Annotated in this window: 11 protein-coding genes; 4 read left to right on the top strand and 7 right to left on the bottom strand. The window is 49.7% G+C overall.

The window, feature by feature from the left end:
- Positions 1-32: 32 nt before the first annotated feature.
- A complete protein-coding gene (gene psbA / locus H6F88_RS01420) occupies positions 33-1,094 on the bottom strand; it encodes a photosystem II q(b) protein (protein WP_190640970.1) in 1,062 nt (353 codons plus the stop codon).
- A gap of 264 nt (positions 1,095-1,358) precedes the next feature.
- On the opposite strand from psbA (H6F88_RS01420), the gene H6F88_RS01415 reads away from it, so the two are divergent.
- Entirely contained in the window at positions 1,359-4,304 is a 2,946-nt protein-coding gene (locus tag H6F88_RS01415) for a CHAT domain-containing protein (RefSeq protein ID WP_190640969.1), read from the top strand.
- A gap of 125 nt (positions 4,305-4,429) precedes the next feature.
- Here the strand turns inward: H6F88_RS01415 and H6F88_RS01410 are convergent, their stop codons facing one another.
- Positions 4,430-5,191 (bottom strand): DUF928 domain-containing protein, encoded by a 762-nt coding sequence (locus tag H6F88_RS01410; protein ID WP_190640968.1) that lies wholly within the window; start codon positions 5,189-5,191, stop codon positions 4,430-4,432.
- A gap of 43 nt (positions 5,192-5,234) precedes the next feature.
- The gene (locus H6F88_RS33005) at positions 5,235-7,070 is read right to left on the bottom strand and encodes a CHASE2 domain-containing protein (RefSeq protein WP_190640967.1); all 1,836 of its coding nucleotides are present in this window, start codon (positions 7,068-7,070) and stop codon (positions 5,235-5,237) included.
- A 296-nt stretch (positions 7,071-7,366) separates the two neighbouring features.
- Between H6F88_RS33005 and H6F88_RS01400 the strand changes: the two genes are divergently transcribed.
- From H6F88_RS01400 to H6F88_RS01390, 3 genes are all read left to right on the top strand, one after another.
- Positions 7,367-8,059, top strand: coding sequence for a Fe-S cluster assembly protein HesB (locus H6F88_RS01400; RefSeq protein ID WP_190640966.1), 693 nt, complete (start codon positions 7,367-7,369; stop codon positions 8,057-8,059).
- A 116-nt stretch (positions 8,060-8,175) separates the two neighbouring features.
- Positions 8,176-8,445, top strand: a complete 270-nt coding sequence (locus H6F88_RS01395) for a hypothetical protein (RefSeq protein WP_190640971.1) — start codon at positions 8,176-8,178, stop codon at positions 8,443-8,445.
- Complete coding sequence (locus H6F88_RS01390; RefSeq protein WP_190640965.1) at positions 8,426-8,752, top strand: type II toxin-antitoxin system PemK/MazF family toxin; 327 nt, start codon at positions 8,426-8,428, stop codon at positions 8,750-8,752. Before H6F88_RS01395 ends, H6F88_RS01390 begins: the two co-directional genes overlap by 20 nt.
- Positions 8,753-8,862: 110 nt before the next feature.
- Here H6F88_RS01390 and H6F88_RS01385 read toward each other — a convergent pair whose 3' ends face one another.
- From H6F88_RS01385 to psbA (H6F88_RS01370), 4 genes are all read right to left on the bottom strand, one after another.
- A complete protein-coding gene (locus H6F88_RS01385; protein ID WP_190640964.1) occupies positions 8,863-12,459 on the bottom strand; it encodes a tetratricopeptide repeat protein in 3,597 nt (1,198 codons plus the stop codon).
- 201 nt (positions 12,460-12,660) lie between these two features.
- Positions 12,661-13,158: a DUF3368 domain-containing protein gene (locus H6F88_RS01380; protein WP_190640963.1), complete on the bottom strand. Its 498-nt coding sequence runs from the start codon at positions 13,156-13,158 to the stop codon at positions 12,661-12,663.
- The gene (locus H6F88_RS01375) at positions 13,155-13,406 is read right to left on the bottom strand and encodes a UPF0175 family protein (protein WP_190640962.1); all 252 of its coding nucleotides are present in this window, start codon (positions 13,404-13,406) and stop codon (positions 13,155-13,157) included. Before H6F88_RS01375 ends, H6F88_RS01380 begins: the two co-directional genes overlap by 4 nt.
- Positions 13,407-13,946: 540 nt before the next feature.
- Positions 13,947-15,008, bottom strand: a 1,062-nt coding sequence (gene psbA, locus H6F88_RS01370) for a photosystem II q(b) protein (RefSeq protein ID WP_242050344.1), incomplete at its 5' end; no start/stop codon positions are given.

Genomic DNA, 15,008 nt, shown 5'->3' with positions numbered 1-15,008 from the left:
GGGAGCGCTTTTGCTTGAGCTGTGACTAGAGTCTAGCCAACAATGCTAGGAGCCTTCACAGAAGCGAGGTCGAGCGGGAAGTTGTGAGCATTGCGCTCGTGCATTACTTCCATACCCAGGTTCGCCCGGTTCAATACGTCAGCCCAGGTGCCAATCACACGACCCTGGGAGTCGATGACCGACTGGTTGAAGTTGAAACCGTTCAGGTTGAACGCCATCGTGCTGATGCCCAAGGACGTGAACCAGATGCCAATCACGGGCCATGCACCCAAGAAGAAGTGCAGTGCACGAGAGTTGTTGAAGGAAGCATATTGGAAGATCAAGCGACCGAAGTAGCCGTGGGCTGCAACGATGTTGTAGGTCTCTTCCTCTTGTCCAAACTTGTAGCCGTAGTTCTGAGATTCGGTCTCGGTCGTCTCACGCACCAGAGAAGAGGTGACGAGAGAACCGTGCATCGCACTGAACAGCGCTCCACCAAACACACCCGCTACTCCCAACTGGTGGAAGGGGTGCATCAAGATGTTGTGCTCAGCTTGGAACACGAACATGAAGTTGAAGGTACCACTGATTCCCAAAGGCATTCCGTCTGAGAAGGAACCTTGTCCAATCGGGTAGATCAAGAATACTGCGGTCGCTGCTGCAACAGGTGCAGAGTAAGCTACGCAGATCCAGGGGCGCATGCCCAAGCGGTAGCTCAGTTCCCATTCGCGTCCCATGTAGCAGAACACGCCAATCAGGAAGTGGAATACCACCAACTGGTAAGGACCACCGTTGTAGAGCCACTCATCAAGAGAAGCTGCTTCCCAGATGGGGTAGAAGTGCAGTCCAATCGCGTTGGAGGAAGGCACAACTGCACCAGTGATGATGTTGTTGCCGTACATCAAGGAACCGGCAACAGGCTCACGGATGCCGTCGATGTCAACCGGAGGAGCTGCGATGAAGGCGATGATGAAGCAGATGGTGGCAGAGAGCAGGGTGGGGATCATCAGAACGCCGAACCAGCCTATGTACAGGCGGTTGTCGGTGCTGGTCACCCAGTTGCAGAACTGCTCCCACAGGGATGCGCTTTCACGCCGCTGTAAGGTCGTTGTCATGATTAATGAGTGCTTGGTTTACAACAAATGATTTAGATATATGGGGTGAGGATTCCTCTCCCTTATCTATAGTATTTACACCTATTCTGATTTTTTGCAAGGTTTTTTGTAAATTTGTGTAAATAACTCTTATTTATAGGTTATCCCAGTAGTGTCTTATACTCGGTGCTATTCGGTTTTGCCTTGAGTTAAATATGCTTCCTGGGTTTCCTGTCCGACTGGCTTGGAAATTCTTAGTTATGATTTTCTCCTGAAAGAGGAACTATGAGCAAGTTTCGGTTAACTGTTTCGCTAGTTATTCTTTGCTCGATGTTCTTCCCACAAAGTACGGTTGCCCAGAGTATTTGGGGTGCTTCCTCCAATTCAACTTATGCTCAAGCGGCTCCTGCTACAGTTAATGCGTTAGATGCCGTTGTAGAAGGCAGAACTCTAGCAGCGCGAGGACGGCTGAATGAAGCGATCGCCGCCTACCGTCGAGCTATTCAAATTGATCCTAATCTGGCTGTTGCCCATAACAACTTGGGGATCGTCCTGGCGCGTCGGGGACGGCTACAAGAGGCAGTAGATGCCTACCGCGAAGCAATTCGGCTTGATCCTAATCTGGCTAACGCTTACAACAACCTGGCTGAGGTGTTGCGAGATCTAGGTCAACCCCAAGAGGCGGAGCAGGCTCAGGCACAAGCCAGTGCTGTTCTTAACAGCGCTAGTTCTACCAACGTGATTGACTACATCAATCTGGGCCGGGCTTTAGGCAATCAGGGCAAACATGAGGAAGCGATCGCCGCCTACGAAATTGCTCTCGAACTTAACCCGACCTTGGGCACAACCTATAACAACCTGGGAAATTCGCTGCGAAGCCTGGAACGGTTAGAAGAAGCGGCTGAAGCTTATCGTCGGGCAATTGAGCTAACTCCGACGCTGGTGGTGGCTTACAACAACTTGGGGTTTGTGCTGACTCAGCTTGATCGCCCTGAGGAAGCCCGAGAAGCCTACGATCGCGTAAGTGCGATTGATCCCAGGTTGATCGCCCTGAGAGAGCCTGATAACGCTACCGCAGAGGACTACAACACGCTGGGACGAGTTTTGCGCTCTCAAAATCGCCGACCGGAGGCGATCGCTGCTTACACCAGGGCGATCGAGCTCAACAATCAACTCGCTGCTGCCTACAACAATCGAGGAGTTGCCCGCGCAGAACTGGGACAAATTAATTCCGCCATTGAAGATTACCGAGTTGCAACCCTTCTTGACCCGACGCCGACTCAATACGTCAACTTGGGCAATGCACTGAGGGCAGAGGGGCGGCTGGATGAGGCAATTGACGCTTACCTGAATATTGAGTCGGTGTTTAATCTGATTGAGCAGTTGCCCACCAGAGCCAACAATCAAGATTTGCTGACTGCGCTGATTTCAAACCAGAATAACTTTGAGTTTTATCGCGATCGCGCCTCATTCTTTGCCGAAAATCAGAGCTACTACGCTTCCTACATCAATATCTTGATGCAGCTCCATCGGGAAAGACCCAACGGTGACAAACAATTTGGTGCTTTGGCTTTGGAAACCAGCGAACGGGCACGGGCACGTAGCCTTTTAGAAATCTTGACAGGAGCAGAAGCTTACCAGAATGTAGGCGATCCTGAATTGGTGGAAGCGGAACGCGGACTGCGACGACAATTCGAGAGGCTAGAAGCAAATTGGGAACAAATTAGAACTGAGCAACAAACCCTAAACTCACTGCGGCAACTGGCAATAGAGAGTCCTACAGAAGTTGCTGGCTCTACAGACGCGATCGATTCTGTAGCGACTGACGAAACAAGTGCTGACATCACAGTAGCTCTAACTCAGGCGCTTGAGGCACAGATACGGCTAGACCAGCGGCAAACTCGGCTAGATCAACAACAGGCTGAACTTGAGCAACAAATTGACCAGGTTTTGGAGCAGTACAAAACAGTTCAATCGCAGATTCGCGCTAGTAATCCAGAATATGCAGAAATTACGCAGCCAAAAGCGTTGAGTGTGCAAGACATCCAAGCCCAAATTCTGGATGATGATACACTGCTGCTGGAATATTGGCTGGGAGAGGAACGCAGCTATTTATGGCTGGTTTCTGATACCGAAGTCAAAACTTACGAACTGCCTGGACGGGCAGCGATCGATGCGGCGGCTCGGCGGTTCTATAACTTCTTGACTGTGCCGAGTGAAAGAGTCAAAGCGGTTCGCACTGCCCAGGCTGGGATGGAGTTAAGCCGCATGATTTTAGGCCCCGCTGCCGATCAACTGGGAGATAAGCGACTGTTAGTTGTAGCAGATGGCTCATTGCACTACATTCCCTTTAGCGCCATTCCAATTCCGCAAGCTGAAAGCATCCCCGTTGATCCAGAAGATTTGCCAGAACCACTGATCGTCAATCATGAGATTGTGAATCTGCCATCAGCTTCTGCTCTGGCAATCATTCGCGATAGATTGGGCGATCGCCCTCCTGCTCCCAGGCAGCTAGCAGTGATCGCCGATCCTGTTTTTAACCGCGAAGATCCTCGTTTCTTAGAACTTGCAGCAGGACAAGAAACAGCTTCAACTCTTTCTACTAGAACCGCTTCAAGCCTTCCTGCCGAAGCCTACGCACGGCTGAGTGGCACCAGTCAAGAAGCTAGCGGGATCATCAAAATTGCTGAAAGTGAAGGGGAAGATTTTCTCTCACTGACTGGGTTTGAGGCAAATCGGGAAAGAGTCCTGGATGAAGAGTTAAGTCAATATCAGATTTTGCATTTTGCGACTCACGGATTTCTCAACGACCGCTCCCCCGGAGAATCTGGGCTGGTGCTATCGCAATATGATCAGCAAATTGGACTGCTAGAAGGAGACAATTTTCTCAGCCTCACGGATGTATTTAACCTGAATCTTCCTGCTGAGCTAGTGGTGCTAAGCGGCTGTCGCACGGGACTAGGAGCAAACCTGAGAGGTGAAGGACTGGTTGGGTTAACTCGTGGCTTTATGTACGCCGGAGCAGAACGAGTACTGGTAAGCCTGTGGAGCGTTGATGATGAAGCAACTGCCGCACTAATGGGTCGGTTTTATGATGAGTTAATCGATAAAAACAACTCACCAGCCGAAGCACTGCGGGCAGCCCAGCTTCAACTGTTGCAGGATAGTGACTCGACCTGGCAAACGCCTTATTATTGGGCAGCTTTTACGCTTCAGGGGGAATGGCGGTAGTCACGTAGTAGCACAGCAAGTTTGGAGTGTTGGGTTCCGCTCTGCTCCACCCAACCTACGGGACTTCTACGCTTTAGGGGGAATGGCGATAGGGGCGATCGCTTTCGCTAACAGCACCCTACAAACTAATCGGTTGCAGCGCAGCACAAAGTAACGGGGGCTGAGGCTACAGATTCGCTTAACCCAGAAGTGGTTAAAAATTCCTTCCAGGCAGCTTCAATTTCTGGGTCGTCGGGCTGGTCGCGGCGCAGTTGGGCTAGCGTTGTTAGCATTTCGTACCACAGAGCGTTCTCAGAATAGAGCAGCAGTTCACCTTCTAAGGTTGTCGATGCAAGTTGACCATCCAGCTCCCGATCGACCCGCTGAATCCAGCCGTTGACCGTTGCATCTCCTGAGCGATTGCCAGGATTGCACATGACGGAGATAACCCAGCGGTAGGAGTCCCCGGCTTCTAGCGCAACCTGCTCTGGAATTTGAATGCTGATGATTCCTGGCTCTGCGGGTAAGGAAAAGTTTTGCTTATAAACGTCGTTTTCCTCAGCGTCAATCAGGACAAACTCTGTCTCGTAGTCCTGAGGTGAGGCGTAGGGAATGTAAAACCACAAAGTAGGATGGGCATCAAGAGTTAGCCCCAAGTTGGTGTCAGGCACTAGGGCTGTGAGCGGAGTTGAGGTGGGTGGACAAAGGTCACGACTTGCTCCTGCAAACTGCCGTCCCGACGCTGTACCACTGTTGCGATTTCTGGGTGGATTAAAGAGATTCAATACCCGACGTATCAGACCCGGTGAAACAGCCGACTGAGCCAGTGCGGGTGGAGTGCTCAGAAAAGAATTGGCGATCGCCAACACTAAAGCCCCTACCAGTATGCTGCGAAAACGCCGTTTCATTGGTTTGCACTTTGAATCTGTACTGAAATTGTAGACATAAACGCTACCAGGCTTTACGCAACCTGTAAGTGATATAGCCGACGCTCGAACCCGCTAGCAAAAAGGCCAGTGCAGGCGGTATCAGCGGCAGCCACAGGGCTTGAGTAATGAACAATAGGCTGCAAATGGCATAAAGACTGGCCATCGCCACCACTCCAACCAAACTGAGGGAGAGGAGCCGCTGAAAAAACCAGGCAACAAATCCGCCCAATACGCCCCAGCCTAAAATCCACAGCGCACTTGCCCACAGGGGTAACCAAGAAATAGTCGCACGTCCACCTAAAACAGCACTCACAATCTGACTAGTCATTTGCGCTTGAATGATTACACCTGGAACTTCACGCTCTCCGTAGGGCGTAGACCAGGAATCATTGTCTCTGGTCGTGACATCGGTGATTCCAATTAACACAATGCGATCGCTAAATTGTTGCAGGTCTTGCTCTGTAGGACGATTCTCCAAGATATCAGCCAAACTTACTCGTGGGGCAAAGTTGGCAGGATCGCCTTCGTAAGCCCGATAGTTGAGCAGAACCACATAGCTAGGAAACACATAATGGTAAATGCTGCCATATCCGATCCGTTGAAAAGCGGACTCGCCCCATTGCCACTTCCAAGGATAGGTGCCGTCTGGAGAAGCGATCGCCTCACTGTTAGCACCTTCTGATTCCAGGTACTTTTGGGCAATGAGCAGGCTAAAAGCAGTGTTCGTATCGCAAAACTTAGGATCAGCACTTTGATCGAGAATCTGGCGACGTACCCGGTTGCCGTCCGCTTCGAGCAAGAAATCACCGAAGCCAATGCGATTAAGGGAAACTTCAGGTGGAGGTTTGGTACCGTCAGCAATGATTTCGCCCTCAAAGTTTGTCTCACTACTTTTACAAATGGCAACTAAATTCTCCGCTTGCTCAAGCTGAGGCGCTAGCTCTGCCTGAGCCGCACCAGGACGATATAAATCTAGCCCAATTACTCTGGGCTGGTAGGGCTGCAATTTCTCTAACAGCTCCGCCAAAACAGGGTCGGGCAGGGTGGCAGTTCGGCTGGCTCCATACTCTGCATCCAGCCGCCGCGAGGTTTCTTCATCCACTTCTACAATCAGGAAGCGATCGTCCTGCGGCTCACTGGGTCGAATTCTAAATAGATGATCATAAGCAGCGAATTCTAAAGGCTGCAAGCCTCCCAAAAAACTCACCACAATTGATAGTGCAGCCGCCGCAGTGCTAATCAAAACTACATTGCGTGGCTCTAGTTTGCGATATTGAACGGTGCGACTAGCGGTAATATATTCGACCTGAAGGGGTGTTGGTGCAGGATGCTTTAGCTGACCTTGTCGTAGCCATCGCTCCGAAGCGGTCAAGTCTTTGCCACGCAGTAAAAAACTGTTGTCTCGCTTTGCTGCTTCCCACTCCACTGCTCGCACGGTGAGTCGAGTATGCGCGCGAACGTATTGTAAATCGGTGTCGATCGCTTGAAGGAGACGGGCGATCGCCATATCAAAATCGTCACTCTCCCGCATGAAAAGCCAATTGTGGGCACTCAAAGCAGGATGAACTTGATCCGGATCAGGATCCCGGCGCACAACCGGAATCAGCCGCTTGTTGTGTTTGATTGCGTGTTCAATTTCATCAGTACAAACTTTAGAAGTTGCCGAATCGGGGCTGATCACAAACACAAATGCCTCAGTGCCCTCAATTCCTGCTTCAATTGCCTTCCACCATTTTTCAGTAGGCAAAATGTCTTGCCAATCTACCCAAGTATCGCGTTTGTGAGCCAACAGTGATGTATGGAGCTGCTGCACAAACTCCTTGTCTCGACGCGAGTAAGAAATGAAAACATCGGTCACATCATCCTCCAGAAGTCACTGATTTGCCTTGAGTGACCTGAACCGTAGCTTTGGCTTGAAGAAAGCATGACACGGATGATGGGAATGTTCAGTATCTTTTAGGAAAATTTGATACTGGGGTTAGGAAAGGGGTTAGGGGCTGGGGGCTAGAGGCTAGGGATTGGTGAGAGATTTTGACTACTGATGGGCAGAAGAAACACCAGTCTTTGGATAGCAGCGATCGCTCCCAAAAGCAATTTAAGATGAATGACACTGAAAACTGCCAACTCCTAGCCCCCAGCCCCTAGCCCCCTCCCATGCCCGACCTGCAACAAAAAGCCCTACTTATCCACGATCGCCTGTGTGCTGAGTATGGTTGCCCCATTCCTTACTTTCATGATCTTGACCCGTTAAGTGAGTTAGTTTCCTCACTGTTGTCCCATCGCACTCGCAATGCAGATTCGGGAAGGGCTTTTAAACAATTAGTGAAACAGTTTCCGACCTGGGAAGCGGTGAGGGATGCACCGACGCAAGAAGTGGAATGGGCGATCGCCGCTTGCACTTGGGCAGAACAAAAAGCCCCCCGCATCCAGCAAGTGCTGAGACTAATCGGGGAGCGTCGAGACGGTGACTTATCTCTCGACTTTTTAGCCGATCTCTCAGTTCCAGAAGCAAGAGCCTGGTTAGAATCTTTGCCCGGAGTTGGACCTAAAACCAGTGCAGCCGTCTTATCCTTTAGTCGCTTGCGGTTACCTGCTTTGCCTGTAGACAGTCATCATCATCGAGTGGCGATTCGTTTAGGTTTAATTCCTGCCAATGTTGCTGTTGGTCCAGCTCATGCACTGCTCGAAGCGCAGCTTCCCAAAGAGTGGACAGCCCAGCAAATCTATGACAACCACGAGTCACTAATGCTGCACGGGCAAAAGTGTTGCTATTACAAGAATCCAGCCTGCGATCGCTGTGTTGTTTTGGATCTTTGTCCGTTTGGGCGATCGCTAGCGAATTCGTAGGTTGGGTGAAGCAAAGCGTAACACCCAACAGAAATGTCAGGTTCCATCCAATTCACGCAGGCTTGGAGCGATGGCATAATAGGAACGTACAAGCCTTCATCAAAACCCCTTTTCCTATGGCAACGTTGATTGATGAAATTGTAATTAAGCTACATCATCTACCAGAGTCAGGATTAAGGAAAGTGCTTGGCTTCGTGAATGCGCTCAGTCAGTCTAACCAATCTCCGAAGATAACGGACACATCCAAGGAACCACTACTCCAAGCTACTGGAATGTTATCTGAAGAATCGCTTGATACGAAACCTTCTGTCCGTAGCCACGATGCATTCCTAAGCGGATATTCACCTGAAGACGAAGGGCTTTACGATGACTATCCAGCCCGGTGAGTTTTGGGTAGCTAATATTCCCTTTACGAGTGGAGCATCTTCCAAAAAGCGCCCAATTCTGATTCTGTGGCTAGATGGTGATGATGTTGTAGCTGCGGTCGTCACTTCTGCTCAACCTCGTACGCAAATGGATGTTCGGTTGAATGATTGGGCTGAAAGTGGGTTACGTGTTTCTTCAACGGTTCGCCTTTCTCGTCTTGATTGTTTAGAGAAGTCACTCCTGATAACAAAGATTGGACAGATTTCTAATGCAGATGCCGAGCAGTTAAAAAATGTGTGGGATAAGCATATCAAACCTCAATTCTAAGGTTCTCCAATCTGCCTTTTAGAAGCGATCGCCCCTTACCCAACTCTAAGCGTTGGGTAAGGGGCGATCGACTCACTCACTACTTCAAGGGGTGAGAATTGATTACCCTTTCACTCCTCCTCTTCTTCTCTCAACTCTCGCAACATCGGATTCCGCTTTTCTGCCCATAGCGTCAACACCTCTGTCAATGCCTGTACTCTTTCTTCTTCACGACAACGTCTCAATGCTCTCAACACTTCTCCCCAGTCTCCCAGATTCGCGTATGCCACTGCGATAGAGCTTAACGATTGAGGCTCACCAGATATCTCTGCCGATTCAAGTGCCTGTGCCAGAACTTGTCTAGCAGTATCAGTATCTTCTAATTGTCCATACAGTGACGCCATAGTACTTAATGCGTCAGATTTGGTCGAGTCGTCCTCGATAGTCTGAGCAATTTGTAGTGCGTCCGTTAAAACCTGCTTCGCGGTATCAGGATCTTGCAGTTGCAAATACACTGATGCGACGACATACATTACATAAGATTTATGAGCAGAGTTTTGAGACATGCTGACGGACTGTAACACTTCTGTCAAAACATCCCTGGCAGCAGTTGTATCTTTCAGTTGTCTGTCTAACCGCTCGGCTGCTTTCGCAATGGCACTCAACACATCGGATTGATCAGAGGCATCTTCAAGGGTTTGAGCAACTCGCGATACGTTGATCAATACGTCTCTAGCAGCGATCGCAGATCCTATATTTTCAGATCCTTCCACAATGTTGATCAGTGAGTTAGAGCCGCCTGACCCCCATCCTTCTGAGGATTCTTCGAGCTTTGGAAAGGCTTGCAGCGCTGCTTCTAATATTTGTCGAGCGGTATCTGGTTCCTCCAATTGTCCATAGGCTGTAGCTATGTCAATAAATACGTCAAATTGATCGGCAGAAGTTTCAAGACCTTGAGCAACTTGCCATACTGATGTCAAGATGTTTTTGGTAGCATCTGTACCTTCTAATGGACTCACTGCGTCCACAATTTCACTGAGTGCATCAAGCTTATCCCCTGCCCCCCACTCATCAGAAGAATTGTCGAGAGTCTGGGCAATTTGAAATGCATCTGCTAACAACTGACTGGCAGTGTCAGCATCTCCCAATTGCCCGTATGCTGTGGCAACAGTAATCAAAGCATCAAATTTATCAGAAGGGTCGTCGAGAGCCTGAGCAATTTGAAATGCATCTGCCAACAACTGACTGGCAGTGTCAGTATCACCTAATTGCTTATATGTTCCTGCAATAGTAATCAAAGCATCAAATCTGTCAGACTCGTATGGACTAGAGGTGGATTCAGCAGTTTGAATCCGCAATGCATCTGTCAAAAACTGCTTAGCAGTGTCAATATCTCCTAATTGTCCATACGCTATGGCAACAGTATTCAATACATCGAATTGATTAGAAGGATCTTTGAGAGATTGAATTTCATGTGATGTTGCTGTTAGTATCTCCCTGATAGAAACGAGATCTCCTAGTTGACTAGAGGCTTGCACAATGGCAATTAGCGTTTCAGATTTATCATCTGAACTTTCCTCATCTGCATCCCCTCCGACAGATGTACTTCCAAGAGTTCGGGCAGTTTCTAAAGCCTTTTTCAGCATTTGTCTAGCAGCATCGGTGTCTTTGAGTTGCCCAGAAGCTGCGGCAATGGCACTTAATGTTTCAGCCTGGTCAAAGGGATCTTCGAGCGTTTGAGAAACTTGGAATGCTGCTGTCAAAATTTGCTTGGCAATATTGCTATTGGCGAATTTAGGGGATGCTGTGGCGGCATCACTCAAAAATTGAACATTTGCATCGGGATCACTGATGTGCTTTTTAACAATGTCGAATGCGTGTCGCCAGCGTTCATCTTTAGCAAATGCGATCGCCGCTTCAGCAACCTGTTCATCCTCGACTCTGTGCAGCGGACTTGCTAACTCCCAGCGGACTCGTTGAATCTGTCCTTGAGGGATGTAGAGGAGCCAACCGCTGGAAGCTATTGTTAGCAGGGTAACCAATGCGACAGCAGTGGCTGACTGGTAAATGCGGCGATAGCTTTGATGTAAGAGTTGAGCTTTTTGACGGTGTTGGGCACCCCAGACTAGATAAGGCTTTTGTAGTCGCACCATCCACAGTTCGCGCCAGGTGAGCAGATAGCGAGAATTACGCTGGTTTCCCAGCCACTCGTTGACGCGGCGATCGAGCAGTTGGTTGGCGCGATCGGCAGCTTTGAGTTCTTGCCCTGCCAGACGCATCAGCGCGGGAATGATGCGTTCGTGGGCCAGTTCATAGCCTGTGGTGTCACCTGTTGAGGTGGTGTGTTCAAGGGGAGTAATCAGGCGAACATCGCTGCGAGCAAGCCAGGAAGCCGCCTCTTCAACCTCTTCGGGTTTGACGGTGTTCTGGAGCTTGGTCTGAAGTTCGGTGATGGTCAGCACCCCGGCACGAGCATTGCGTTCCAGGTCGGTGAGTGCCAGCAGCACTTTGACAGCGGCTTCACGCTGAGCTTTGATCATCCGTGCGTCTAGCGTTCGTTCCAGGAAGCGAGTCATCAAGCCCTCGACACCGCCAAACTTTTGAAAGGCAGTGCGGTTAAACGCCCGCAGTTCTTCAACCGTTTGCCGCTGGATCATCCAGGCGAGAATTTGCAGGTCTACGGGAGAAATCAAGCCGTCTTCGCGATTTGCCAGTTCTTGCTCTGCTAGCTCTGCAACAAAGCGATCGTCAAACTGCAGGTCTTCGGTGTCAGCAATCACGCGCAACACTTTGGCGGCTTCTGTCGGCGTAAACTTTTCGAGTCGAAAGACTTCCTGCGGACCGAGCGAGTAGCCTAGCGCCTGATGCAGTTCAACCAGGCGATCGCACATATCCCCACGAATGCACACCACAATCTTCACCGCAAGCGTTTCTGTACCATACCAATCCGTCAATGCCTGAATGAACGGTTGGCGATCGCTCCTGTGCTTGTGATGCACAAAGAACTGTTCAAACTGGTCAAACAGCAGAATCAGCGGTTTAGCGATCGCCTCAGTTGCTATGTTTAGAAGCGTTAATAAATCAGCCGTTGCAACCTTTTCTTTGGGCAATTTCAGTTGTTCGCTTAGCGCAGACCGAATTGTGTCGATGGGAGGGCGATCGGCAAACTTGACGTAAACAGCGCGATGAGCGCCTTGTGAAGTTGAAAGCTTGGGCAATAAGCCCGCCTGCAAAAACGAAGTCTTGCCGCTGCCCGACTCACCCATTAGAATTCCAAAGCGGAAGGTGCTACTTGTAATTGATTCCAGACATTCCTTTAGGCTGCGGTTGCGCTGAAGCTGAGCAAAAATTTCGGCATCTTCGGCGCTAAAGGGTCGCAATCCTTTAATCGCCTTACGTTCTGTAAAGTCAGTCGCATCTGCTGCGGGTTGTGGCATCGTTCGCACGGCCACAACTAACGCTACAACAAAGATTAGCCCCAGCGTCAGCCAAAACAAACCGGGATACTGTTCTGGTAGGGTTTGCTGCGGAAAGAACGTGGTCAACAGCTTAGTTGCGACACCCGGATTTGCTGCAAATAGTAAGACAACATCCAGCAGCAGCAAAATCGTGAACCAGCTGCGACTTTGGATGAGTTGAGCAATCCACTGCACGAAGGCGGCTAGTTTCTCAGTCGTCTCTTTAATTGCATCCGTTGGGGGAACAGGTGCCGGGGACGGATTGCTCATAGATGATGGGGAAGAAGGAAAGGCGATACGTTTGCGTATAAACGCAGGATGAGTGAAGTATACCGTGTAGATTAATTCCTACTTTCCCTAGTAAAGATGAGAGGGCGATCGCTAGGTAAGGGGTTCTATTCTTACTTGTGAACGTCCAGTCCCGTTACCAAACTGGAGTTTGGTAACGAGACTGGAAGCTGAAACTGCTACTTATGGAGTTTTAAGTTCCTGAGAAAGAACCAAGACACGATGATACAACTGAGGACTAATACGAAAACCAGCTTGGTCGATCAAGGTATCCATGACAGGCTGAACTTGGAGGATGATTCCTCTCTGTTTGGCAAGGAGCAAAATGCCTAGAATGCCAATGATAGAGAGTCCTAATCGAAGAGCTTCTTGCCGTCCTAAACGTTCATCAATGAGCAAGTCATCAGCTTCCAGTTCAAGCGCCAAATCAATTGCATTGGCTTCTCCAACATCCAGTCCTCGTTCTTGTTGAAGCTGGTCGGCGAGTCGTGAGTTGTTTAGGGATCTAGTTTGAATCCAATTAAGTTGAAGAATGGTTGGGATTTTTGGATTGCTGGCTGCTGCCAGTTCGTTAGCAACAGCATCAGGAATGATTACGGTTTGGTAAATAGCTTTCAGCAACCAGAGGTGATCAACGAGAGCAAGATTGGAAAGAGCAGAGGTGTCGCTGACAACGATCACAGCCAGCCTCGATCGCGTAGATGCTGGACATCCTGCTCAAAGTCCTCCACATCGTAGTGAACACAGATACCACGTTCAGCAAGGAGCTTTTGAAAGTCAATCAACTCGATGCCAGCAATTTTGCTAGCGCGGCTGAGTCCAATGCGCTCTTGCTGAAACAGGGCGATCGCAATTTCCCGTAACCAGTCGCTTTGGTTAAAGGTTTGGGTTTGACTGAGGCTATCAGGCAGGTTAAGGGTTATTTGCATAAAGTTACCCCAATGCAGCACCTCTATTTTAAGGCTCCAGTTAGTCGCTTTGTATGCTCAACTGATTGACGTGAGCAATACTATTCAGATTAACCGTGGTTATAGAGAACTAAAAGTGAGTTTAAGCTTTTCACTTTCATGTCCTGAAGGGAAGCAACACTTTTTTTGACATGACAAGTCGGGAGGGAGTGTTAAAATCCACCGTTAGCCGACAGACTAGCTACATCAGTTTGGGGGTTAGCCGCTCAGGGTTGCGCGAACAGCCTTGAGTGGCGCTAGAGCTTTGGGTTGACAGGGTTGCTTTGTGTAAAAAAGACAACCTTAGCGTGACAGCATATCTGGGATGGCAGTCTCTAGTCAAGGTGTTGAGCTACGGATTGTTTGAGAAGATGTTGTCAAACTGCCTTCATCTAGGAGGATGATTCCAACAAAAAAGCGCCCATGTTAAGGGCGCTATCATCGTGTTGTCAGAATTCAGTTTCGTTTCAAGCACTCACTATGACTGGTTAAACTGACAACCGAAGCTTTGAAAAGTTTGGGTTAGCTGTGGATGCTGGGAGCGGCGATCGCCACAGGTTCAGCTTCCCGCATTGCTAGGTCAAGCGGGAAGTTATGAGCATTGCGTTCGTGCATCACTTCCATACCCAGGTTCGCCCGATTCAACACATCTGCCCAAGTGTTAATTACACGCCCTTGCGAGTCCAACACCGATTGATTGAAGTTAAAACCGTTTAGGTTAAATGCCATCGTGCTGATACCCAAGGACGTGAACCAGATGCCAATCACGGGCCATGCACCTAACAGGAAGTGCAGGGTGCGGCTGTTGGCACGAGTTCCCAGAATTAACTCATTGGTACGACCTACCAAACGACCGAAGTAGCCGTGGGCTGCAACGATGTTGTAGGTCTCTTCCTCTTGTCCAAACTTGTAGCCGTAGTTCTGAGATTCGGTCTCGGTCGTCTCACGCACCAGAGAAGAGGTGACGAGAGAACCGTGCATCGCACTGAACAGCGCTCCACCAAACACACCCGCTACTCCCAACTGGTGGAAGGGGTGCATCAAGATGTTGTGCTCAGCTTGGAACACGAACATGAAGTTGAAGGTACCACTGATTCCCAAAGGCATTCCGTCTGAGAAGGAACCTTGTCCAATCGGGTAGATCAAGAATACTGCGGTCGCTGCTGCAACAGGTGCAGAGTAAGCCACGCAGATCCAGGGGCGCATGCCCAAGCGGTAGCTCAGTTCCCATTCGCGTCCCATGTAGCAGAACACGCCAATCAGGAAGTGGAATACCACCAACTGGTAAGGACCACCGTTGTAGAGCCACTCATCGAGAGAAGCCGCTTCCCAGATGGGGTAGAAGTGCAGTCCAATCGCGTTGGAGGAAGGCACAACTGCACCAGTGATGATGTTGTTGCCATACATCAAGGAACCGGCAACAGGCTCACGGATGCCGTCGATGTCAACCGGAGGAGCTGCGATGAAGGCGATGATGAAGCAGATGGTGGCAGAGAGCAGGGTGGGGATCATCAGAACGCCGAACCAGCCTACGTACAGGCGGTTGTCGGTGCTGGTCACCCAGTTGCAGAACTGCTCCCACAG

Origin of the sequence: Oculatella sp. FACHB-28 (genome assembly GCF_014696015.1) — a bacterium.
Taxonomy (GTDB): domain Bacteria; phylum Cyanobacteriota; class Cyanobacteriia; order Elainellales; family Elainellaceae; genus JAAUTN01.
Note: the sequence above shows the minus strand (reverse complement) of the source record. Positions and strands in the feature narration are given on the sequence as shown.

Bases quoted from the DNA above. Each gene is read 5' to 3' on its own strand.
- H6F88_RS01410 (WP_190640968.1), bottom strand. From the start codon at position 5,191: ATGAAACGGCGTTTTCGCAGCATACTGGTAGGGGCTTTAGTGTTGGCG.
- psbA (WP_190640970.1), bottom strand. From the start codon at position 1,094: ATGACAACGACCTTACAGCGGCGTGAAAGCGCATCCCTGTGGGAGCAG.
- H6F88_RS01400 (WP_190640966.1), top strand. From the start codon at position 7,367: ATGCCCGACCTGCAACAAAAAGCCCTACTTATCCACGATCGCCTGTGT.
- H6F88_RS01385 (WP_190640964.1), bottom strand. From the start codon at position 12,459: ATGAGCAATCCGTCCCCGGCACCTGTTCCCCCAACGGATGCAATTAAA.
- H6F88_RS01395 (WP_190640971.1), top strand. From the start codon at position 8,176: ATGGCAACGTTGATTGATGAAATTGTAATTAAGCTACATCATCTACCA.
- H6F88_RS01415 (WP_190640969.1), top strand. From the start codon at position 1,359: ATGAGCAAGTTTCGGTTAACTGTTTCGCTAGTTATTCTTTGCTCGATG.
- H6F88_RS01375 (WP_190640962.1), bottom strand. From the start codon at position 13,406: ATGCAAATAACCCTTAACCTGCCTGATAGCCTCAGTCAAACCCAAACC.
- H6F88_RS01390 (WP_190640965.1), top strand. From the start codon at position 8,426: ATGACTATCCAGCCCGGTGAGTTTTGGGTAGCTAATATTCCCTTTACG.